This is a genomic window from Paenibacillus sp. HB172176, assembly GCF_011947265.1.
In the GTDB taxonomy this organism is placed as follows: Bacteria; Bacillota; Bacilli; order Paenibacillales; family Paenibacillaceae; genus Pristimantibacillus.
Genome location: NZ_JAATHD010000010.1, coordinates 174,611 through 196,853, shown reverse-complemented (window position 1 = coordinate 196,853; position 22,243 = coordinate 174,611). Strand labels below are relative to the sequence as shown.

At 53.0% G+C, this 22,243-nt stretch carries 23 protein-coding genes; 3 read left to right on the top strand and 20 right to left on the bottom strand.

What is annotated here, in order from left to right; translation table 11 throughout:
- Positions 1-115 precede the first annotated feature (115 nt).
- The 6 genes from HFP08_RS15295 to spoIIID all read right to left on the bottom strand — a co-directional run bounded on the left by HFP08_RS15295 (position 116) and on the right by spoIIID (position 4,207).
- Positions 116-691 carry a DNA-directed RNA polymerase subunit beta gene (locus HFP08_RS15295; protein WP_168121460.1) on the bottom strand — a complete coding sequence of 192 codons (576 nt, stop codon included), beginning with the start codon at positions 689-691 and terminating at the stop codon, positions 116-118.
- 21 nt (positions 692-712) lie between these two features.
- Positions 713-1,552, bottom strand: a complete 840-nt coding sequence (locus tag HFP08_RS15290) for a flagellar hook-basal body protein (protein WP_168121459.1) — start codon at positions 1,550-1,552, stop codon at positions 713-715.
- Positions 1,553-1,611: 59 nt separating this feature from the next.
- On the bottom strand, positions 1,612-2,475 hold the full coding sequence (locus HFP08_RS15285; RefSeq protein ID WP_168121458.1) for a flagellar hook-basal body protein: 864 nt from the start codon (positions 2,473-2,475) through the stop codon (positions 1,612-1,614).
- A 167-nt stretch (positions 2,476-2,642) separates the two neighbouring features.
- Positions 2,643-3,632, bottom strand: coding sequence for a rod shape-determining protein MreB (gene mreB / locus HFP08_RS15280; RefSeq protein WP_168121457.1), 990 nt, complete (start codon positions 3,630-3,632; stop codon positions 2,643-2,645).
- Between the two features lie 134 nt (positions 3,633-3,766).
- Positions 3,767-3,904 (bottom strand): hypothetical protein, encoded by a 138-nt coding sequence (locus HFP08_RS15275; protein ID WP_168121456.1) that lies wholly within the window; start codon positions 3,902-3,904, stop codon positions 3,767-3,769.
- A gap of 15 nt (positions 3,905-3,919) precedes the next feature.
- Positions 3,920-4,207: a sporulation transcriptional regulator SpoIIID gene (gene spoIIID, locus HFP08_RS15270; protein WP_168121455.1), complete on the bottom strand. Its 288-nt coding sequence runs from the start codon at positions 4,205-4,207 to the stop codon at positions 3,920-3,922.
- Positions 4,208-4,297: 90 nt separating this feature from the next.
- Between spoIIID and HFP08_RS15265 the strand changes: the two genes are divergently transcribed.
- The gene (locus HFP08_RS15265; RefSeq protein WP_168121454.1) at positions 4,298-4,666 is read left to right on the top strand and encodes a hypothetical protein; all 369 of its coding nucleotides are present in this window, start codon (positions 4,298-4,300) and stop codon (positions 4,664-4,666) included.
- Here HFP08_RS15265 and HFP08_RS15260 read toward each other — a convergent pair.
- From HFP08_RS15260 to HFP08_RS15240, 5 genes are all read right to left on the bottom strand, one after another.
- Entirely contained in the window at positions 4,648-5,394 is a 747-nt protein-coding gene (locus tag HFP08_RS15260; RefSeq protein ID WP_168121453.1) for a M23 family metallopeptidase, read from the bottom strand. The two genes, HFP08_RS15265 and HFP08_RS15260, sit on opposite strands and share 19 nt — an antisense overlap.
- A gap of 66 nt (positions 5,395-5,460) precedes the next feature.
- Complete coding sequence (spoIID, locus tag HFP08_RS15255) at positions 5,461-6,774, bottom strand: stage II sporulation protein D (RefSeq protein WP_240941416.1); 1,314 nt, start codon at positions 6,772-6,774, stop codon at positions 5,461-5,463.
- Positions 6,775-6,966: 192 nt separating this feature from the next.
- Positions 6,967-8,139: an ABC transporter permease gene (locus HFP08_RS15250; RefSeq protein ID WP_168121452.1), complete on the bottom strand. Its 1,173-nt coding sequence runs from the start codon at positions 8,137-8,139 to the stop codon at positions 6,967-6,969.
- Entirely contained in the window at positions 8,081-8,842 is a 762-nt protein-coding gene (locus tag HFP08_RS15245) for an ABC transporter ATP-binding protein (RefSeq protein ID WP_168121451.1), read from the bottom strand. The genes HFP08_RS15250 and HFP08_RS15245 overlap by 59 nt, the downstream gene beginning before the upstream one ends.
- Positions 8,839-10,674: an efflux RND transporter periplasmic adaptor subunit gene (locus tag HFP08_RS15240; RefSeq protein WP_168121450.1), complete on the bottom strand. Its 1,836-nt coding sequence runs from the start codon at positions 10,672-10,674 to the stop codon at positions 8,839-8,841. Before HFP08_RS15240 ends, HFP08_RS15245 begins: the two co-directional genes overlap by 4 nt.
- Before the next feature lie 236 nt (positions 10,675-10,910).
- Between HFP08_RS15240 and HFP08_RS15235 the strand changes: the two genes are divergently transcribed.
- Entirely contained in the window at positions 10,911-11,585 is a 675-nt protein-coding gene (locus tag HFP08_RS15235; protein ID WP_168121449.1) for a response regulator transcription factor, read from the top strand.
- Positions 11,582-12,973, top strand: coding sequence for a sensor histidine kinase (locus HFP08_RS15230; RefSeq protein WP_168121448.1), 1,392 nt, complete (start codon positions 11,582-11,584; stop codon positions 12,971-12,973). The genes HFP08_RS15235 and HFP08_RS15230 overlap by 4 nt, the downstream gene beginning before the upstream one ends.
- Before the next feature lie 81 nt (positions 12,974-13,054).
- Here the strand turns inward: HFP08_RS15230 and HFP08_RS29740 are convergent, their stop codons facing one another.
- The 9 genes from HFP08_RS29740 to HFP08_RS15185 all read right to left on the bottom strand — a co-directional run bounded on the left by HFP08_RS29740 (position 13,055) and on the right by HFP08_RS15185 (position 22,091).
- Positions 13,055-13,465 carry an NINE protein gene (locus HFP08_RS29740; RefSeq protein WP_168121447.1) on the bottom strand — a complete coding sequence of 137 codons (411 nt, stop codon included), beginning with the start codon at positions 13,463-13,465 and terminating at the stop codon, positions 13,055-13,057.
- Between the two features lie 26 nt (positions 13,466-13,491).
- Complete coding sequence (locus HFP08_RS15220; RefSeq protein ID WP_168121446.1) at positions 13,492-14,232, bottom strand: 6TM ABC transporter family protein; 741 nt, start codon at positions 14,230-14,232, stop codon at positions 13,492-13,494.
- Positions 14,233-14,234: 2 nt separating this feature from the next.
- Complete coding sequence (locus HFP08_RS15215; protein ID WP_206109256.1) at positions 14,235-15,398, bottom strand: SPFH domain-containing protein; 1,164 nt, start codon at positions 15,396-15,398, stop codon at positions 14,235-14,237.
- Between the two features lie 181 nt (positions 15,399-15,579).
- Positions 15,580-16,092: a hypothetical protein gene (locus HFP08_RS15210; RefSeq protein ID WP_168121445.1), complete on the bottom strand. Its 513-nt coding sequence runs from the start codon at positions 16,090-16,092 to the stop codon at positions 15,580-15,582.
- Between the two features lie 162 nt (positions 16,093-16,254).
- Entirely contained in the window at positions 16,255-17,502 is a 1,248-nt protein-coding gene (locus tag HFP08_RS15205) for a serpin family protein (RefSeq protein WP_168121444.1), read from the bottom strand.
- 104 nt (positions 17,503-17,606) lie between these two features.
- Positions 17,607-18,755: an efflux RND transporter periplasmic adaptor subunit gene (locus HFP08_RS15200; protein WP_168121443.1), complete on the bottom strand. Its 1,149-nt coding sequence runs from the start codon at positions 18,753-18,755 to the stop codon at positions 17,607-17,609.
- Between the two features lie 54 nt (positions 18,756-18,809).
- Positions 18,810-19,646 carry a carbohydrate ABC transporter permease gene (locus HFP08_RS15195; protein WP_240941432.1) on the bottom strand — a complete coding sequence of 279 codons (837 nt, stop codon included), beginning with the start codon at positions 19,644-19,646 and terminating at the stop codon, positions 18,810-18,812.
- A 68-nt stretch (positions 19,647-19,714) separates the two neighbouring features.
- Complete coding sequence (locus tag HFP08_RS15190) at positions 19,715-20,596, bottom strand: carbohydrate ABC transporter permease (RefSeq protein WP_168121441.1); 882 nt, start codon at positions 20,594-20,596, stop codon at positions 19,715-19,717.
- Positions 20,589-22,091: an ABC transporter substrate-binding protein gene (locus HFP08_RS15185; RefSeq protein WP_168121440.1), complete on the bottom strand. Its 1,503-nt coding sequence runs from the start codon at positions 22,089-22,091 to the stop codon at positions 20,589-20,591. Before HFP08_RS15185 ends, HFP08_RS15190 begins: the two co-directional genes overlap by 8 nt.
- Between the last annotated feature and the right edge of the window lie 152 nt (positions 22,092-22,243).

Below are 22,243 nucleotides of genomic sequence, written 5' to 3'. Positions count from 1 at the left end.
TCAAAAATGGAAACAAACCCCGTTTATACAAGCTCGAAAGCAATAAAAAATCACCTCTGTGTCTGCAGAAGTGATGTACAATCCTTGCTATTGGCAGCTCGAGCCTGCCCGGGAATTATGATTCGGCGAACACCAAATCATACATATGCTTCCACGTTTCCCAGTGGAACACGTCTTCCTTCGCTCCCTTGCCTAAATAAATATAACCCGCATACATGCCGACAAGCAGCATCACTACCATAATAACCGGCACGATGCTCTTGCGGAACAACCAGAAAACAACTCTGCCCCATGTCGGCAGCCTGTATTCATCCTCGTCGTCCTCTTCATATTTGCTGGCGGCTTTCGCTTCCTTGCTAGCGGCCTTATCCGCCTTGCGTTGCTCTTTGGCTTTCTCCTTGTCGATGCGGGCCCCCTGGTTCGCACGCTTCTCGGCGCCCTCATTCTTGGACGAAGCGGCCTCCAGACTCTTCGACTTGCCGCCTTCGCTTGCGATCATGGCGCTGCGAATCGTCGGTTGAACGGCCGTTGCGCTGGATTTCGCGTATGCAACTCCGCCGGAGCTATGGCGCTCAGAACGCGACATTCGTCCAGCGATGCTTCCTGAATTACTCTTCTCTCCGGTCATGCTCTTCTCTGCAGGTTGATTCTCGAACTCGCTTCTATTCGAATCGACTCGATGATCGGCCATACGTATCACCTTCATTCTATCCTACGCACGCATCGTATTCGCAAGTCCCATCATCGTATCGCTTGACGACAAAGCTCTTGCTGTAAGTTGATAGGCACGCTGAACATTAATAAGCTCAGTCATCTCGTCGGTTAATTCAACGTTCGACTGCTCTAGATAGCCTTGACGCAATGCTATATGATTATCCAGACTCGGCGTTATATTCTGCACAACATCATCCACATTCACGCCGTCGGCAATCGCGAACAAATTATCCGCAACAGGAGTCAATGCGGCCGGGCGCGTCGCTTGCAGCAGCTTGATGCTGCCGAGATTAATCGTTCCGCCTGCGGAAACGCCTTGCACGGTGCCGTCGCTGTTCACTTTCAGCTCATAACCCTCGGGCAGGACAATATGCCCTTCCGTGATATTGCCGTTCTCGTCGACAAGATTCGCGACGACCGGGTATCCATTCTCCGTTGCCAAAATCGTATCACCGTTTGCCGCCATCGTCAACTGGAAGGAACCGTTGCGCGTATAAGCGCGATTGCCCGCTCCGTCCACCTCAACCTCGAACAAGGCATTTCCTTCAATCGCCAGATCTGTATTAAGCTCCGTCGCCTTCATGGCCCCCTGCGTCAAATTCGGCTGAATCATGGCGAGTCTAGTGCCCCAGCCTTGATTGAAATCAAGGGGTGTGAGTCTTCCGGGCAAATTGAAAGCCTCCGGCTGCTGCTTCAAATTGGTAAGCAGATCCTCGAAGGTCGCTTCCTTCTTCTTGTAGCCTACCGTATTCAAATTCGCTATATTATCCGAGATGAGATCCAGCTTCTGCTGCAGGGCGTTCATTGACACCATTGCGTTAATCATCGAAGCGTTCATAGGGCTTTCCCCCTCTTTCCTGAATCATTGTTGCTAACTATTCCGCCGCTATTCCGCCGCTATATGCGTCCTACGTCATTAACCGTCTTCTGCAAGCTCTGGTCATAGAATTGGATGACCTTCTGATTCGCTTCATAGGCCCGCATGGCTGACATCAAATCCACCGAGGCTTGCGCGGCGTCTACGTTCGAGCGTTCCTCATAGCCCTGTCTGACCTCGACGCGGTCGCCCGCCGCAATTGGCTGAGCCGTTGTATCCTCGCTGGCAAGACGGAAGTTGCCGTTCCCGTCGCGAACGAGATCGTATGGATTATCGATGCGGGAAATCAGGAGCTGAACCCCGATGTCATTCCCGTCCGTATCCAGGAAACGCTGGTTTTCCGTCAGCTTCAGGCTGTCAAGGCCCATACCCGCCGGCAATTGAATCGGCTGACCGTCCGTGCCGAGCACCCGGGAGCCGTCGCTGGTCACAAGCATGCCTTCGCCGGTTACCGAGAATTTGCCGCCTCGCGTGTAGCGAACCTCTCCGTCCGCGTTTTCAACCGTGAAGAAGGCTTGCGGCTGGAAGATGACTTCGCCGTCCGCGTTCGTCGCTCTGCCCGCCCCGTCGAAGGCTAGTCCGTCGACATCGATATTGGATACCAGCGCAAAATCAGAAGCCTGATTCGTCTGTGTCAGATCCCCTTGTTGGTAGATGGCAATGCTCTCTTCGGCGAAAATCCCGCTGGTTAATGAGCCGATCTTCGTGTTGGTCGCTCCCTCGACTCCGGTCATCTCGAGCAGCATATCCGGGAAGGACCGCGTCACGACATTCGTTTGTTTGTAGCCCGGCGTGTTCAGGTTCGTAATATTATTCGTAATCGTATCATGTCGGCGCTGCTGCGCGGTTAATCCGGCTGCCGCCGTATACAGTCCTCTTAACATTTGTCTGCCTCCTCAGCCGTTTGCGAGTTCCAGCTATCTATCTTTTATCGACATTCGGCTACATCCCTTGAATAGCTCCTGCTGCGGCTTAAGACTCATTTTCGCCTCGGCGCGCCCCCCCTATAGGCGCCCTACCTGCGGGTGATGGGTCTGAAGTCGCTGCTGCCCTACTTTTTGAGCTTGTCCCACAGATCGAGCATGATGCCCGTGCCCTTCACGACGCAATGCATCGGATCCTCAGCGATCAACACCGGCACCTTAAGCTCGTCCGCAAGCAGAGCGTCGAAGCCGCCCAGCATCGCTCCTCCGCCCGTCAGAATCACGCCGCGGTCGATAATATCCGCCGACAGCTCCGGCGGCGTCTGCTCCAGCACATATTTTGCCGTAGTCACAATCGTCATAACGGGGTCGAGCAGCGCTTCCCTGACTTCTCCCGATCGTATCGTCACTGTCAGAGGCAATCCCGTCACCATGTCGCGTCCGCGAATATCGATCTCTTCTCTATGCCCGTCATCGTAGACCGAACCGATCTTGATCTTGATATCCTCGCTGGTTCGCTCTCCAATGAGCAGCTTGTACTTATTCTTGATATACTTCATGATCGCGTCGTCGAACTTGTCGCCGGCCACTTTAATCGATGAAGCCGTTACGATATCGCCCATCGAGAGGACTGCAATGTCTGTTGTGCCTCCGCCGATATCGACGACCATGTTGCCGCTGGGCTGGAAGATATCCATTCCAGCCCCTATCGCGGCAGCCTTCGGCTCTTCGACTAACCAGACATCCTTCGCTCCGCTGCGCTCGGCAGCCTCGCGAATCGCCTTCTGTTCCACTGAGGTGATGTTCGTAGGCGCACAGATGAGAATCCGCGGGCGGCTAAAAAATTTGCGCCCCTCCACCCGGTCAATAAACGCTTTCAACATAATTTCGGTAATTTCAAAATCCGCGATTACACCGTCGCGAAGCGGCCGTATGGCGATAATATTGCCCGGCGTGCGGCCCACCATACGATGCGCGTCCTCGCCGACGGCTAATACTTTCTTCGTCTCGCTTTCAATAGCCACAACAGAAGGTTCGTCAAGCACAACGCCTTTTCCTTTGATGTGAATGGAAACATTGGCCGTTCCAAGATCAATTCCGATATCCTTGCTTAGCATAAGGCTTAGGTCCTCCCGCTCGTAATGTTTGCTAACCAACATTATTCGCCAAAAAGACCCAGAAATCCTCTATGTTCAGCAAAAAATGTTCAGAACGAGGAGGCAGACGGATTTACTCCGTCATTCAGGCATGATCATGCCATCCCGCGATAGAAACCGATGACTTCATGAGGAGAGCGCAGCGCTGACAGGATGATCATTTCACTCCCGCTCTGTGCCGGTTGTACGCTGTCTTCATCCTTCGTCGCGGCGGCTTCGCTCCATTCTCTCACGGCTCTCTTGTCGTCCTAAGCCTTGCCCGCGGCGAGCACCTCGCGCTTCTTCGTGCTCGTCTTCTTGTACTTGATCTTGGTCGCCTCTCCCCCTCTCAGATGCCTGATCGACTTGTGGTACTCGAGAATGTGCTTGACCTGGTCTGCCAGGTCCGGGTTAATCTCCGGCAAGCGCTCGGTTAAATCCTTGTGCACCGTGCTCTTGGACACGCCGAACTCTTTGGCGATCGTTCGCACCGTCTGCTTCGTTTCCACGATGCAGCGGCCTATTTTAATGGTTCGCTCTTTGATGTAATCGTGCACGTTCCCGCCTCCCTACTCGAGATAGTTTGGTACATTATATGAGTGGCGCGGGTATATATTCGTTATGTCCAAGCGTGACAAGCCCGGAATGTGAAAATTTTTTCAAAAATGCCGGAAAAGCAAGGGAAAATTCCCTTGCTTGGATATAGAAGCTTGGCTTCCCTTTCATCACCCCCCGGTAGTCTCTCTACAGAATTTTGCGGCGTGATTGCCGCCGAAAAAAGCAGCAACGCTGAAAACCAGCGCTACAGCGCCTGCCGATGCGTCTTCCGCAGCTGCAACGCTGGTGATCAGCGCTACAGCGCCTGCCTACAATACATCGACAGCCATGCAATATCCGTTCCAGCTACAAGCGCAAAAAAAGAAACGCCGGCGCCCTTGTGCAAGGACTCCGACGTTTCTTTCCATAAGGCTCAATTCCATTTCAATCCTTCAAACCATCAGTTGCTCGCGATGTAATCGCTTGGATTGACCGACTCGCCGTTCAAGCGGGCCTCGAAGTGAAGATGGATACCCATATCCTTCTCCATGTCGCTGCGTCCCGCCTGGGCGATGATCGTGCCTTGCTCGACATCGTCGCCTTCAGCCACGTTCACATTCGTCAAGCTTTCGTACACCGTTGTCAGACCGTCGCCATGGCTGATTTCAATCGTATTTCCATTTGTTGGGTGCTGAATCACTTGTGTAACCTTGCCCGAGAGTGCTGCCAGCACGTCGAATGTCGCGCCGTCCGGCTCTACGAAATCTACGCCCATGTGTGGAGAGATTGTATTGCCGACCTGAATAAGCGCTGCTTCCTTCTCCGCCTCAGTGCCCTTTGCGTCATAGAACGGAATCTCCACTTGCAGCGCGGCAAAGTTCGTTACCGGCCACAGCATCCCTTCTCCGCTTGCGGCGATTTCCGCCGGATCGTTGCCTTCGCCTTCTTGATTCACTGGCTGATCTTCACCTTGTGTGACTTCAGTAGAGTTGTCCGGGCCCACCGTTGGCTTCGCCGGATCCGATCCCTGATAGATCCACATTAAGGTTACGATAATTGCTGCCGCAGCCATGAAGATTGCTGGAGAAACCCATCGCTTTGCAATAAGCTTCTTCAGTCCGCTGCTAGATCCCGCGGCAGACGATGCTCCCATACGAGTTTTGGGAGTTTCATCCGGTCTTTGATTTTGTTTGTTTTGATCATTCATTGGATATCACCTCACTAGCCATTGTTGCCAGATCTGCTAGGTTTATACGTGAGGCGGTATCCTTTTTTAAGAGTTTGCGATAATCGAAAGCTTCGAAGCTTGTTCGACCTCCGCGCCGGTATAATAGTGTTGCAAAATTTGCTGCGCAGATGCGCCCTCACGGGCCATTCCGTCCGCTCCCCACTGACTCATTCCGACGCCGTGGCCAAGGCCCAGCGTTGTGAGAATAATATGATCCTTCTCTATCTTCCAGCTGAATGCGGAGGATGCTAGTCCCAGCTTCTCTCTCACCTCTCTGCCGCTGAAAGACTTTCCGTTGATCTTGATCGTCTTGATTCGCTTGCCCTCGGACCACTCCGTCACCTTCATGGAAAGCTTCGAGCCTGCGGCTTTTCCAGTAAGACCCAGCGCATGATAGAAGCCCGACTTCGATAACTCCACTTCCTGCTTGTAACGCGGAGACAGCTCCTTGTCCCAGGGGCTGGCTACACTGCGCAAATAGGGAAGCGACAAATCCCAATATTCCTCGGAATTCTCGGTATAGCCGTTGCTGGTCGAGAAGAAGGCCGCTTCGATAGGCAAGCCCTCATAAGCAACAATAAGACCCTTTGTCTCCTCTACCGCCTCGGACAGCTTCGCTAGATTGCTCTCCTTCTCTTCGCCGCTCCACAGCTTCTCGAGCTCGGTCCTGGATTGATAGACCTGATTCTGAACCGTGTCCGTCACATCGTATTTCAGTTTGTCCGAGCCGGCCGTGTCTTGCAGGTATAATCTACGCATAATATAGGTGCGCGCAGCGATTGCCTGCGCCTTCAACGCTTCCAATTCAAAATCGATTGGCATCTCGCTCGCGAGCACGCCCAGCACGTAATCCTCGAGGGGGACGCTTTCCACCTTCTTCTGCTTCGTCCGATAGACGCGTACCGTCAATTGCGAGAGAGCATCCTTCACCGACTCCGTCCGCACGACCGCTTTGTCATCCTCAGCCCGCTCAACCGCCGAATCCACGGCATTCTGTCCGCTTGACTCCGCATCATGCGCCTTCTCTCTTTCACCGGCATCCTTGTCCGGTTCCAGGCCTGGCTCAATCCGTTCTGTATCGCCTGACGGACTCGCAGTCGCGATCGTCTCTTTATCGCTCCAATCATAGCTTGTCCGAGCAGGAGCAATCGAGCCATTTTGGGACAGAGTATACAAGGGTTGTTCCTCTATGGATGACTCTACAGCCATGGCTCCCGTCTGATAGATCGCCGCAACGCCGCCTTCCTCGATGCTCAGCACCGCTTTCATTCCGAACAGAAGCGCGCCGAGAGTCACGCCTGCGCCGAAGACGGACAGCCATCCCTTGCCTCCCAGCGCCTTCATTCCCATCCATGCCATCCAATCCTCTATCCTGCGTATTTTCGCTCTACGCCCCTTTCGGTTACGGCGGCATCGCCATAACGGGTTGGTCGACCTTCCTCTGAACGATTGTCTCTTGCCCCGTCGCCGTCCAGATAGTACAGTCTATGAGCGTGTTTGCTAGGATAGAATCAGGATGAGTATTCTCTAATGTGCGAATTCCAGCTGGAATTAATCATGTCGAAGCGCGTCAACCGGCTTCAGCCCCGCGGCTTTGTACGCCGGGAACAGGCCGAACAATACGCCAACAAACGCAGAGAAAGCGAACACATACAGCACGACATTGGTTTCGACAGCCGTCGGCGTATCCATCACTTCTCCAATAATAATAGAGGAGAGATAACCGAGCAGAATGCCAAGCAAGCCTCCCAGCGCGGAGATCGCCATAGATTCTACTAGAAACTGAAACAACACATCCCGCCGCTTGGCGCCCAGCGACTTGCGGATGCCGATTTCGCGCGTCCGCTCGGTTACGGACACCAGCATAATGTTCATAATGCCGATGCCGCCGACGACCAGCGAGATTGCCGCGACGCCGACCAGCATCGTGCTCATCGTTTCATTGACGGAATTGAGCGTATCCATTGCGTCCTGTTGATTGAAGACGCGGAAGCTGTCCGAGTCGCCGCGGAATTGCTCAGTCAGCGTCGTGGTGATGGAAGCGGTGACCGCGTCCATCACATCCATGCTGCTCGTCTTCACATAGACCGTCCGCACGCCCGCGCTGTTGAACTGCCGTTGCGCGACCGTAAGCGGGATCAACACCTTCTCGTCATTCGATCCGGCAAGCGAGCTGCCCTTCGCTTCCATTAATCCGACAATCGTATAACGTTGGCCGTTGATCAGAATGACCTTCCCTACCGGGTCGTCGCTGCCGAACAAATCATCGGCGGTCGTAACGCCGATTAGCGCGACTCTTATTTTGTTCAAATTATCCATATCGGATATAAATCTGCCGCTCTGCACCTGAAAATCATTCACGTTCGCATACTCGGGCGTGATGCCGTCTACGGTTACATTCACGCTCGTCTTCTCGAACTTCACCGAGGCGGAGGAGCTGACGACCGGCGATACGCCGTCAATGCCGGCGATATCGCCGAGCTTCATCGCATCCTCCTGCGACAGCGTGGTATCTGTACCTCTGCCTGTAATGGTGACCGACAACAAATTCGTTCCGAGCGCCGATACCTGCTGCTCGACCTGCTTGGAGGAACCCTCTCCCATAGCAACGAGCGCGATAACGGTAGCGACGCCAATCAGAATGCCCAGCATGGACAGGATGGTTCTAAGCTTGTTCGACAGGATGCTTGCGAAGGCCATCCTGAGCCCCTGCGTGAGCTTCATTGCCGACACCTCCTTGCTCTTCATACAGAACGCCGTCTCTCATCGTTACGACGCGCGAAGCACGCTTCGCTACCTCACGATCATGGGTGATGAGCACAATCGTATGACCTTCTTCATTCAGCTTCTCAATCATGGCGAGCACTTCTTGACCGGTCTTCGTGTCCAGCGCGCCCGTCGGCTCATCCGCAAGCAGAATCGGCGGATGACCAGCCAACGCTCTTGCAATGGCTACCCGCTGCTGCTGGCCGCCGGAGAGCTCGCTTGGCCGATGATGCATCCGCTCAGCCAAGCCAACCTGCGTTAACGCGAGCGTCGATCTCTCTCTGCGCTCCCTCGAGGACATACCGCGATAGATGAGCGGCAGCTCGACATTATCCATCGCCGAGAGCTTTGGCAGCAGGTGGAAGGATTGGAAGATGAAGCCGATTTTCTGATTGCGGATTTCCGCTAGCCGATTATCCCTTACGCCCTTCACCTCAATGCCGTCCAGCTTGTAGCTGCCGGCTGTCGGCGTATCGAGGCATCCGATCAGGTTCATCAAGGTAGATTTCCCCGACCCGGATGGTCCGATAATCGCGACGAACTCGCCTTGCATGACCTGAAGCGATACCTCGTTCAGAATAACGACCTTCTCTCGGCCCATCACATAGGTTTTGGTCAAATTCTGTATGTCGATGAGCGGTTCATGCTGTGCCCTGCTCATCGGGCACCGCCCCCGCCGCCCGTGCGGTTTGTGCTTTGTGTCGCTCCGCCGCCAGTCCTGCCGCCGCCGGTAAAGCCTCCACCGCCAGTGAAGCCTCCACCCGCGAAGCCGCCTCCGCCGAAACCTCCCGCTCCAAAGTTGCCAAGCTGCTGCGTCTGTTGCTGTTCGGAGGAGGCTGTGCCGACAGTGCCTTGCGGCAACGGCACAAGCACCGAATCGCCGATGGACAGACCGGATTTAATCTCCACGTAATTCTCATCGCTGATGCCTACGGTTACCTCCTTCAAGGTTCCTCCGACCGCGCTGAGTCCGAGCCGCTCCGCCATTTGCTGCATCATCTCTTCGCTGTTGAAGCCTGCCCCGCCACCGCTGCTTGTACCAGTTCCTGCGCCTTGCTGCGCGCCGCTTGGGATTTGTTGTCCCGTTCCCGTTTGCCCATTTCCAATTTGAGGTTGCTCCGCTCCGGAGTCTTGCTGCGAATCGGATTCCCCCCCTTGCGCGTCAGAGCCTGTGTCGGCCGCCTGCTGCACCGCCCCCGATGGAGCGGCGCCTTGCGCGCCGGACTGCGCGCCATTCGGCATTTGGCCGCCCGTGCGGTTGCGGCCGCCGCCGAAGCCGCCTCCATACCCGCCGCCTGCTGCACCGCTTGACCCCGCTGCGCCATATCCGCCGCCGGCAGCTCCGCCTGCTCCCGCGGCCCCGTTCCCGCCGCCTGACGGAGCGTTGGCGCCATTTACGGCTCCCGCTCCATTCGCGCCATTCGTTCCGCTAGTCGCTCCGTCGTCCGCCGATCCCGCGCTGCCGCCAGCTCCATTCGCGCCTTCTGGCAAGTCGCCGGATCCTGCTCCGCCGCCTTCGTCTGAAGAACCTGTCGAGTCGGCTCCGTCTCCACCACTGCTCCCCGAATCGCTTGGCACCCGCACGAACGTTCTGCCCATCAGTTCAACGACCGCATCGGCGGGGACCACCGTTACATTTTGGCTGGAAGCTGTAATGACATCCGCCGATCCCGACATTCCGGATAATACGCCTTCGTGGTTTTTCAGCGTAATATTCACATCATAAGCGGCTACGCCGCTCGATACCGTGCCCTCCTGAGCGATGCTCTCGATCTCGCCCTCGAATACTTGATCGGGCAGCGCGTTCAAGTTAACCTGCACCTCCTGTCCAACGGAGATGGACGGAATATCCAGCTCATCAACCGACACCGTGAAGCTCAGCTGGCTATAGTCTACGATGGTCGCGATTGAGGTATTTTTCTGCACCTCGTCTCCGACTGCTACGCTGCTGGACAAGACTTCCCCATCCTGCGTAGCGACGACCTGAAGCACTTCCGCCTGCTCTTGCTCGAGCTCAGCCAGCGCATTCTGCTTCTCGGCCATATCCAGCTTCAGCATCTCCATATTGATTTTGATGGAAGCCAGATCATCTTGTTTGTCTTCATCGACCGCCGCTTCCTTGTACTGCTCTTCATATTGATTCATCTGCAGCTGCTGCTTCTGCAAATTCAGCTCCGCCGAGCTAATATCGCTGCTGAGATCCTCCTTCTCAAATATGGCCAGCACTTGCCCTTTCTTGACCGTATCGCCAACTGCAAATTTGAGCTCGGCAATCGTGCCCTGCACGCCGGCCGTTACCGTATCTTGAGCATCCGCGACCACGCTCCCGGTTCCGCTGACGACAACCTGGATATTGCCGCGGGTTGCCTGTACCGTGCGGAATGCAGCTTCGTCCCCCTCCGCAGCCGAGGACTGATCGCTCCAGTAATAATACCCGCCTGCCCCTGCCGCGAGAATTAGCAGGACGCCAATGCCCAGCATCCATTTTTTCATTGCCCCATTCCACCTTCCGCAAGTCTCATTCAAGGGGTTGTTCAAAAAGATCGACCGACCTTTTTGAACACGCACTTTAATGGGGAATATAGCATGGGCACATGAACGCTATATGAACATTGGATGGTAAACTTTTCGCCTTATTCAGATCCTTTTCAGGTTTTTTTCAGCTGGATTTCAGCTTACTCCCTTACTATGATTACAATAGTGAATACAAAGTGCAGGAGGACGCTCCCATGCCCAAAATCGTAGTCGTTGACGATGACCCTCATATTCGGGAATTAATCGGCTTGTTCCTTCGGAGGGACGGTCATCAAGTCGTCGAAGCCGCCGACGGTCTCGACGCGCTGGAGAAGCTGGAGTCGATTCGGCCGGATTTGGCCATTATTGATGTCATGATGCCCCGCATGGACGGCTGGGCGTTATGCGCCAGTCTCGATCAAAGCTACGACTTTCCGATGCTGATGCTGACGGCAAGAGGCGAAACGGTACATAAAGTGAAAGGGCTGGAGCTTGGCGCAGACGATTATATGGTCAAGCCCTTCGATCCGCCCGAGCTGATGGCGAGAGTGAAGGCGCTGCTCAGACGCTACCGCATCTCCTCCTCTCAAAGCGTGGAAATCGGCAGCATCTCGATGAATTATTCCGATTTCTGCTTGGCCGCGGACGGTGAATCGATCTCGCTCCCGCCAAGGGAATTCGAATTGCTCTTCAAGCTTGCCAGCTATCCCAGCAAAACCTTCTCCCGCGACGATCTCATCTCCCAGCTTTGGGGTGTCGATTACGAGGGAGACGAGAGAACGGTGGATGTACATATTAAGCGGCTTCGCAATCGATTCCCGGAGGAGCGCTTCGGCTTCCGCATCTCGACCGTTAGAGGTCTCGGCTACCGACTGGAGCAGGCCAAATGATTCGAAGCCTTTATTTTCGAATTGCAGCCACCTTCTTGCTTGTGGTCGTCATAAGCATCGCGCTTGCCTTCCTGCTTACCAACCAGTTGTTCAAGGAGCATTCCAGAGGCGCGATGCAAAGCGAAATCGACAGCGCGTTCGAACGCATTGAGCAATTGAACGAAGTGTCGGAGCCCTCCTCGCTGGAATCGTTTCTCAAGGAGATCGCGAACATTCATCATTTGTCCATTGTGGCTGTTAGCGAGAGCAACGAACGAATTGTTGTCGGTGAGCGAGCCGGGTTCATACAACGGCGGCTGACGGCAGCCAATCTGACGAATGTCCGTACCGGCGGCACAGCGAATCTGAATATGTTCCCTCAGAGAGAGGGCAATACCGAAGCGTTCAGACAGCCGCCAGCTGTCGGCAAGCTGGTCAAACTCGGTGATGAAGAATGGTCCCTGTTCGTACAGCCCGACCGGTTTCCGCAAAACAGCAATTTTATCGAAACGGTCGTTACCCTCATCATCTCGCTGCTTATCATCGGTTCCATTCTCATTGTTATTGCGGCTAGATTTCTCGTGAATCCGATCAAAAGAATGAATAAAGCCGCTCTCGGCATGGCCTCCGGCAATTTCAGCGTTCGCCTGCCGGCAAGAAGCGGCGATGAGCTTGGAGAGCTGGCGGGGAGCATGAACAAGATGGCGCATAGCTTGTCTCGAATCGAGACCATGCGTCAAGACTTCGTTGCGAATGTTTCCCATGAGATTGGATCTCCGCTCACATCGATTCAAGGCTTTGCGGAGGCGCTGCGCTCGGAGAGCGTGACGGATGAGGAGCGAAGGCGTTATGTGGATATTATTCAGAAGGAAAGCGAGCGGCTGTCAAAGCTAAGCGAGAATCTGCTGAAGCTGTCTTCGCTCGACTCGAAGCATCATCCGTTCCATCCGTCATGGTATCGGCTGGACAAGCAGCTTCGCCAGATCATTCTGGCGAATGAGCCGGCATGGCTTGGTAAAGGCTTGCTGGTGGAGCTGTACTCGACGGAGACGACCGTGCATGCGGATGAGGATATGCTGAATCAGGTGTGGACGAATCTCATTACGAACGCGATTAAATTTACGCCCGAGGGCGGCGAGATTCAGATCAGGCTGTCCGAGCAGGAAGGGAATGCAGTGGTCAACATCAGCGATACGGGCTGCGGCATACCGGCGGAGGACCGCGAGCGGATCTTCGAGCGCTTCTATAAAGGGGATCCATCGCGCAACAGCAGAGCGGGCGGCAACGGGCTCGGGCTGTCCATCGCCCAGAAAATTGTGGAGCTGCATGAGGGTGCAATTGTGCTGGAGCCGTCAGAGCCCGGCCGCTCGGGGACGAGCTTTACCGTGAGGCTTCCGATGAGGAGGTAGCAGCGCGGAGACAAAGAAAAAAGAACCGGCAGCGAAGTTGACTTCTCTCTGATAGTCATTATCGCTTCGGTTCTTTTACCATTAACGGCTGTACTTGTTATGAAATTTCTCTTCACTTGACGCGAAATAAGTTATGCCTTCAATCACACCAAGAATAGAAGGAATATAAGTCCAGCAGAAGATAAGATAAACGATTCCCCATCCAATCCTGCCCAGATAAAACTTATGAATGCCCAAGCCGCCGAGTAATATGCCGAGCACGCCGGCTACATTTTTATTTTTCGGCCTATGGTAGATTGGTGCCTGTGCTGCCTGAGGCTTCAATACTGCGGGATCCGTCAGTTCGCTAAAAGCTTGACGTTCGAACTGGTTTGATTGCGGCTGTGGACTCGGCTGTTCTTGTTCCACGGCGAATTGCTTGCCGCAATATCTGCATTCAGCAGCTCCAGCAGCAATTGGCGCGCCGCAGGACGGACAATTGGGATTACTCATAGGATAACCTCCTTCCAATCTCCAGTTTATTTGATGGCCATTAATTCTCTATTTTTGATTAAATCCAGTGTTTCTTTCATTAATCTTCCCATTTCATTCTTGCTGGCTTCCGTCATTTCAAGCTTGCTTTGCAGATGGATATACTCCAGATTCCCGTGAACGGCTTGTTCAATATCCAAAACCGCGCTGTTGCCCGTTATTCTTCCGAAGGGAGTAGAGGCGTTCAGGCGATCCTTTAATTGTTTGAACGATTGACGAAGCTGAGATAAATCTTCATCCCCTTTCTTCCCGAAGAGAGAGGCCTCGATATTCATGATCTGCGCCCTTAAAGATTGCTTTGCATTCTGCTCAACCTCTTGCAGTCGCAAATCCTGAGCTATTCTTTGGGAGAACCAGTGAATGGCGGCTAACGCCATAATGAATGCGGACAGCAATATTAATTCCCATACAATATAGGTAACAACGCTGTTGGAAATCGCCAAAATAGAGACTAAATTCGAAAGAACAGCATAGGCAATCGCTACCGTAATCATGCTGGAAATGGAGACGATCCCTACGCGCTGAAACCATCCACGCGGAGGGAAAATAACTGCGTTGAACACGATAAGCCCCACCAGCAGAACCATAAGCATCAGAATCGACTTGACAGGAGAAAGAATGGCAAAGAAAGAAAACCAATGAAAAAAGGCCAATATGACGGCGATATCAAAAATCAAACAGCCTGCAGCCTTTAATACAAGCGAAATAGTCGCGTTATCCTCTCTCATGGTCAGCCTCCCTGTTTCGTGCCGCACTCGGAGCAAAACTTTGTGCCCGGTTCGTTCTTATGATGACAATTCGGACACTCCTTCTCTTGCATGGATTGGCCGCATTCCGGACAAAACTTCATCGAACACTCAACCTGTGTTTGACAGGAAGGACACTTCGTCTTCTCTACGATCAGCTTCTCGCCGCAATTGCCGCAGAACTTATCATCCATATCATTAGGAGTCGAGCATTTGCGGCAAATCTGACTCATCATCGAGTTATCGAACAGCCTTCCCATGTTGGCCCCAAACATATTGCCAACAGCGAGACCTGCTCCGGCGCCAAGCCCCAAGCCAATACCGGTAGACGCAATATTGCCGCTCTCGTTGCCGGCTGCCGATTCCATGACGTCAAAGGAACGTTTCACATTATATCGGTTGTCGCCAATAATATCGAAAGCGGCCTTTTCGCTCAAAATGTTGTTGATGGTTTCGAAATCCTCTTCCGGGAAATTCACCGATGTAAGATTGAAGTTAATGACCTCGATCCCAAAGCGGTCAAAATCCTGCGAAATGCTCTTCTCCGCCGCTTCGGACAGAAGCTCTAACTGAGGCGATATTTCAAGTGCGGAGATTTTCTTGTTAATGATTGTATTGGCAATAATCGTCTTCACCTTGGTAACGGTTATGCCTTTGAAATATTGGATAACGGTATCGTACTTCACGATATTGCGTTCGCCCAGGGCGCCAATTAATTCTGTCAGGAATACTCGGAAATCGGAAATCCTGATTCCGAATTGGCCGAACGCCCTTACACGCAGCAGGACGTTGTATTTCGGATCTATTAAACTGATGGGATCGGAGGTTCCCCACAGAATATCCAATTTCACCGTCTTATTGATGAAAATAACTTCAGCCGTAAAAGGCGTGCGCCTACCGAACGGCAAATTGATCACGGATTGCAGCAGCGGAATATTATTCGCATGAAGCGTATGGGTTCCCGCGGAGAAATAGTCAAGAGCCTTGCCTCCCTTTACAAATACCGCGATTTGACCCTCCCCTACAATTAATTGGGTACCGATTACAAAGCTTTCGCCCGGGTAACGGTAAACCAGCCAGTTGCGATTCGCGATTCCGTCAAACTTAATAACATCTATGATAGCCAGAAGGATCCCCCCGCATTTCACCTAAACTACTATAATTTACCTAGCTATTATAGTTCATAATGCCTGTACCAGCAATGACAAATTACTTTGCATTGGGAAAAGAGATAGAGATGAATATGAGAGTTTTCCTATAAACGCAAAAAAGCCCCGGCGCTTAATCCAGCGCGAGGGCTTCTATTGTATAAAGAATTGCTTCAGTTCGCTATTCTGTCTCTTTCAACAGCATATGATTCGCCTGATTATGGTATATGGGCTTCAACTTGTCCAACTCGAACTTCATAAGAGCTTGTTCCTTGAATGTATGTTCAGCAAGATCCTTCACTTCATCGATTTTAGAATTTGTTAGTCGTAACATAACAATCAGATCATCGTTCTGCGATTGTTCGATTCGGTCCAGCTGTGTTTGAATTTGATCGAAGCGACCATCCATTCCATCTAGCCGTGTATCAATCGCATCAAAACGGCGATCCATTCCATCTAGTCGCGTATCAATCGCATCAAAACGGCGATCCATTCCATCTAGTCGCGTATCAATCGCATCAAAACGGCGATCCATTCCATCTAGCCGCGTATCAATTCCATCTAAACGATCTTCAATGCGCTCGAAGCGCTGGTCCATTGCATTCAAACGATGATCAATGATGTCGAATTTCTGATTCGTCTGGTCGATGAAGCCTACTAATAATGACTCAATACGATTAAGCTGTTCGGACACTGGAATGACCCCCGTTAGTAGAATAGTATCATTGTACCACGTCTCATCAATGAAGACATCAATGACTCGCATATTCATATTAGCAAACAAACGTTCGCATGTAAAGCGGGAAACTTCTACAAAATTCCTGCTAATGAGACATAGCTGAGAACATTTTGCCGTCTACTCTTCCAGCGGATTCGTCACCGATCCGAGGAACAGCCACGCATGCGTCTGCGCGTCCTCGATCGCGAAGAAGAACGGACGATTGACCACCATCGTCGCCGAGGTTGCCGGAGCAGATGTACCGACCATTTCGACACTTGTAACCGCCGCCGCTTCCGTGCCTTCCTCGTTCACGTCAATATATGTCTTATGCTTCACAGCGCCAATAAACAGCGGGCGAACATCAGCCATTCCGGAGAAATCGGCAGCTTCGCGATCAAAGGCCTTCTTCATCCCGAGCTGCTCCAGCGCATCGTTAAGCAGCATCGTATTTTTAACCTTAAAGCGCGGAAGACCAAGCTCGACCAGAGCTTTCGGGAAGGCTTGCTGCCAAGGTGACGGATCCGCCCAAAGCTCTGTCTGCAGCTCGTCGAGCGAAGATTCCGGCTTTGGCAGCACCACGAGCATATCAAGCCTGCCGTCTCCGTATGGCAGCCGAACAGCTTGCCAGGTGTCGCCCTCCAGATAAGGAAATTGTCCGTTTTGCTTCATCATCGGTACTTTCTCTACACTGCCGTCCTCAAGCGTGAAATCTTCCTCTTTCGTAGCATCCTCCGAGAACTTAAGCTTCCACGTCCCATTGAAATAAACGGCATTTACCAATATAGCAACAGTGCTGGGATCAATCGGATTGTCGATGATGCTGTCGATTTTGTGCTGAGTTTGTTCCCTAACCCAGTTGTTGATTCTGTCCAGGGCGTCGTCCCCGCTTAAATCCAATTCAGTTACCTTCGCTCTATATACGTTTTGACTCATTTCCAGGAATGACTTCTTCATCGCAATTCCTTCGCGATACCAGAGCGAATTCGCAGTTTGGAGCTCGATGCCGTCAGCCGAACCGGATAGCAGCTTCGCAAGCTGCTTGTTACCCTCGTTGATCTGTTCCACGTCCATTCCATTCCAACCGAGCACATCGGCCATTTCGCTTGCGGTTGCTCCCGCGCTTCCATTCCAAGTCATGGCCAGCGCCGTCGAAATGCTATATGGCGACAATATAACGTTGCCGCCGTCTCCAAGCTCGGTCAACTGTCGATGAAGCTGCAAGCCGAAAGCATTCTCCGCCTGCACAATGCGAGAGTCGAGACTCTCGGCCGCATGGCTCCGCTCCTGCAAATTCATTGCTTCTTCCGAATTCGATCCACATGCAGGCAGCAGCAACGCCGCAATCAGACCGGTGATGATGAGTGATATTATTTTCGTATTCAACGCAATTCCCCCTTCCCCTGATTCAACGCTTTCGTTGATTGATAGACGAGAGAGCTTGGAAGAATGTTTCAAATAATCTACATGTCGGAGTAGGCTTCCCGTCGCTAGCTTCGCACTCTCTCGCCTGTCGACAGAGGCTCTTCGCTCTCCACAATGACGGAATCGCCTTCGAAGAGGCTTCCTGTGACGGCGGACATGCCATTACTGGACCCTTTGACAGCAATCGCTCTGCGAGAGGCGTGCTTCGTATTTCCGAGCGGCCCCTTACGCTCCTCGATAACGAGAACATAGTAGCCGGAGTTGTCCACGCGAACGGCAGAGCTCGGCACTAACATCGTATCCTCATCCAAGATTGTCAGCTCCATATGCACGCTGACCGCTTCCCCTTCGCGAATTGCATCATCGAACAGCTTGACGATAACCCGATATTCAGCCGCCGACACAGCTTCTTCTCCGCCGCTGGATTCGGACCCGAAGGATTCACGTTCGATATTCGCAACCTCGCCTTCCACTTTCACATTATCCTCGCCATCCGCGCGTTCCACGCTCACCTCAAGCTTGTCTCCTATCCGCAGCGACGATGCCAGCGCAGCTGGAGGCTTCAGCTCGATTCGGTACCCGCGTTCGCTGTTGACAAGCAGTATATCCGGTCCGTCCGACACCCCGGCCGCGCCTTCGAGCGCATGCACTTCCTTGACGATGCCATCGACCGGAGCGACCAGCCGTCCGTTTTCCTGCAAAGCCTTCTGCATGCCTTGAATCTGCGCTTGCTGGAGAGAGATGTCACTGTTCGCGCTTTCTATAGCGGCTCGGGTTTCGGCTGCCGCGGATTCATCTCCGTTATGCACATTCAGAATATACTGCTTCTGCAATAACTCCAGCTGCACTTGCAGCTTTTGCAGCGCCGCCTGCTGCACCTCGATTTGCAAACGCGCGCTGTCATCGGCATAAGTAACGAGCACTCCACCTTTGCTAACCCGGTCACCCTCCTTGGCTAGTACTTGCTTGACCTTCCATCCGGCTGGATTACGAAGACTAAGCTCCTCTGCCGATTGGACAAGCGTCGTACTGTTGTACGAAACCTGCAAGGAACCGAACTCGGCCGCCTGTACGGCGACTTTGGGCAGGGTAAGCGCGACGAGCGTATTGCCGAGCAGCGTCAACGCGGCGAGCAGCCCGAAGAACAGTCCCGCAAACAGCCGAATACGGCGCTTGCGCAAGGATAGATTCGTCTCTATTGCCGCATTTTCCACTTTATTCTCCCTCCCCTGATCGCTCTAAAACGCGGGACTATGAATGCATCCCCTCTATCCCTTGACTCCCGACTGCTGAACTCCTTGCACGAAATAGGATTCGGCATACAAATAAAGCAGAATCATCGGCGTCATATACAGCACCGAAGCTGCGAAGCCTACTCCGCGCTCGGATTGATTAATATGAGCCAAGTACAGGGACAACGGCTGCTTAACGGCATCCCGCAAGAAGATAAGCGGCTGCTCGACCATATTCCAATAATCCACGAACAGCAACACGGTCAAAGATGCCAGACCCGGCATTACAAGCGGCAGCATGAGACGTGTGAAAATGACGAAATGGCCCGCTCCGTCGATTTTTGCCGCTTCCGTGTAAGCCCCCGGAATAGGAAGCAGGAACTGTCGCAGCATGAACACGCCGAAAGCGCTGAAAATGCCCGGCAAAATAACAGCCCCCTCCGTATTCAGCAGACCCAGCTTGTCGCTCATGATATAGTTCGGCACCAACGTGACCTGAAACGGCATCAGCATGGAGATGAGATACAGGAGAAACAGCCTGTCCCTCCCCCGAAAAGACAATCTGGCGAAGGCGTAGGCGGATAACGCCGCGATAACGGTCTGACCCGCAATAATCGGCGCCACCATGAACGCGGAATTCCAGAACATGCGCAGAAACGTCGAGTTGAAGAGCAGCACCTCTCCATATTGCCCCAGCGACAGCCAATCGGGAAGCAGCTTCAGATTGACGAACTGATCCCTGCCGCCTGTCGTAACATCAAGCATTTGTCCAAGCACGCCGTAATTGGCTTCGATCTCCCCTTCAGTCATTAACGAATTGGTGAAGGTTAGTACGATTGGCACAAGCATGACCAAGGCGAATAGGACAAGCATCCCGCTTAACGCAAGTCTGATCGCGAAACCTGATCTTTTCACTGCCACCCCCGCCTTCTCTCTGCCTGTTATTCCATCCATGATCGAAACCTTCTGTCAGCCTCGAGCAGCAGACAGACGAACAATGCGATGCATCCCGCCATAAGCGTCGCCGCAGCGGTCAGCTTCTGAATATCCAATGAGAAGAACATATTGTTCATGTAATGCTGCATCATGTAAATGCGATCGTAGGGATATTCTCCAGCGAGCAAATACGTTTCCCTGAATACTTTGAACGAATTAATAATGGAGATGAGCATGACAAAAACCATGGTCGGTGTCAGATACACCAGCGTGATGTGCGCAAATTGCCGCAGCCTGCCTGCCCCTTCGATTCGCGCCGTCTCGTAGTAGGATGGAGGAATGGTCAACAGACCGGCAAGAAAGAGGATCATATCGTAGCCGATATTTTTCCATACGAACATCGCAACAAGCGTAATCATCGACCAATCGGATTGCAGCCAATCGATTCGCCCGAAGCCCAAATCATGCAGCCAGGCGTTCAAAGTGCCGTTCCAATCGAGGAAGATCTGCCAGATCATCACAACGGAAGCCACTGGAACGACGAGCGGCAGCACGAAGGCCGTCTGCAGCCCTCTGCGCAAAAACAACGGCCTGTTAAGCAGCAAGGCGAGTCCAAGCGACAACGCCATGAGCACCGGCACGCTTATGCCCGTGAACAGGAGGGTATTAGCGGCAGCCTTGTGGAACGAATCGCTCGCTATCAGCGTCTTGTAGTTGTCCAGCCCGATGAAACTCCCGCCAATCGTCCGGTCTGTAAACGAATAGCCAACTCCCATTGCGAACGGAAGCAAGTAGAAGAGAAAAAATCCGGCAACGCCCGGCGCCAGAAACAGCAAAGCGGCGGCTCCGTCGCCGAAGCGCAGCCGCCGCAGCCACCTCTTATTCATTAAGATAGGTTGTTACCTTGTTCTGAATCAGCTTTGCGACAGCCTCTGCCGATTTCTGTCCGGCGAAGAAAGCTTTGCTCTCTTCCGTAATCAAATCGCTGATTTCAGAAGGCTGATCGATACTATGCACCGCCGATGTGACAATGGCATCGAGCAGGTCCAGCTTCTCCTCGTCCACCTTGAAGGCGTCGGCTTCGGCGGGGCCGTTCTTGAACGCAGGCACTTCACCGTCGTCGCGCAGCTTCTGGATCTCCTTCTGATAAGCCACCTTGCTGATTGGAAACCCGGTATTACCCAGCGAAATATCGGGGTCTGCCGCGCCTTGCTCGGACAGCAGGAATTTCACGAAATCCCAGGCCTGTTCCTTGACGGATGAAGCAGCATTGATGCCCATTCTCTCATTCGCCGCAAAGTAGCCGCCGGGACTCATATCCTTCGCATGCGGTATCGTATACACCTTGGCATGACCCTCATAGCCGTCCATCATTAACAGAAATTCCATGGGAGACGGCACCTGCGCACTCTGGAAATAGGCATTGCTTTTAGCAGCGCTGACTCGCGATCCTCCTTTGCTTCCGGAGCTGCTCCTGGTAAAATCGAGAATAACGCCGTCGTCGAACAGCTTCTTCACCTGCTCCATTAAGGCAACGAATGCAGGCGAATCGAAGTCGGCCTGGCGACTCCCTTCATTCACGAACTGTGCGTAGCGTTCGCCTACACGCTCCGACAGCATGTATTCGGGCGCGCTGGCGAGAGCATGATCATATGTACCGTTCTGAATCAACCGCGTAGCCGTATCGGCAAACTCCTCCCACGTCCAGTCTGCATCATTCACGCCTCCGCCAGCTTGCTCAATCGCCGCTTCGTCACCGATTAGCTGAGCTGGATAGAACGATAGCGGCATGAAATACAAACCGCCCGACTGCTCCGAGTTTTCCCATATATTAACGAAATAGTCCGACTGATCGAAATCCGCATCCCGATCCATAAAGTCGTTCAGATCGGCCAGCAGGCTCCGTCCTACATATTTCTCCTTCGGCAGCAGATCCAGCTCCATCAGATCCGGGCCTTTGCCGGACAGCAGCGCCGTATTCGTCGTCGATACATATTTCTCTATATTCGCAATCTGCGAATCGAGATCCTTGAATTCCGTCTGAGCGGCTTGCAGCTCAATGGTAACATTCGGATGAGCCTGCTCGTATTTTTCTACCGCCAGCTTCAACTGTTCGCTGGGCTCAAAGGAGGCGATTACAAGCTTGACCGGCCCGGTCGGCAATTCAATTGTTGCTTTTTCCGCATTTTTACTAGTATTATGCTGCCCCATTGACGACTCTTCTCCCAAAGACTCGCTGTCCTGATCTGCATCCGCAGCAGACGCGTTCTCCATTTGCCCGTTTGTCTCCTTGTGATTGCCGTCATTCCCATTGCTTCCACTGCATGCGGTAAGACAAAGCAGCAGTAGACATAGCGCTATCATCCATCCCGATTTTTTCATTGATTAGCCACCTTCCTGATTTCAGCTTGCGGCCGGTCAAGCCTATGGGACCGCCTACTCAATGTACATCAAGAATGCGGCTAACTCTTCATCAACTTGCGAACAAATTGTCTCCATCTATTTCGTTTAGACTGCAACATGCAACGCAAACA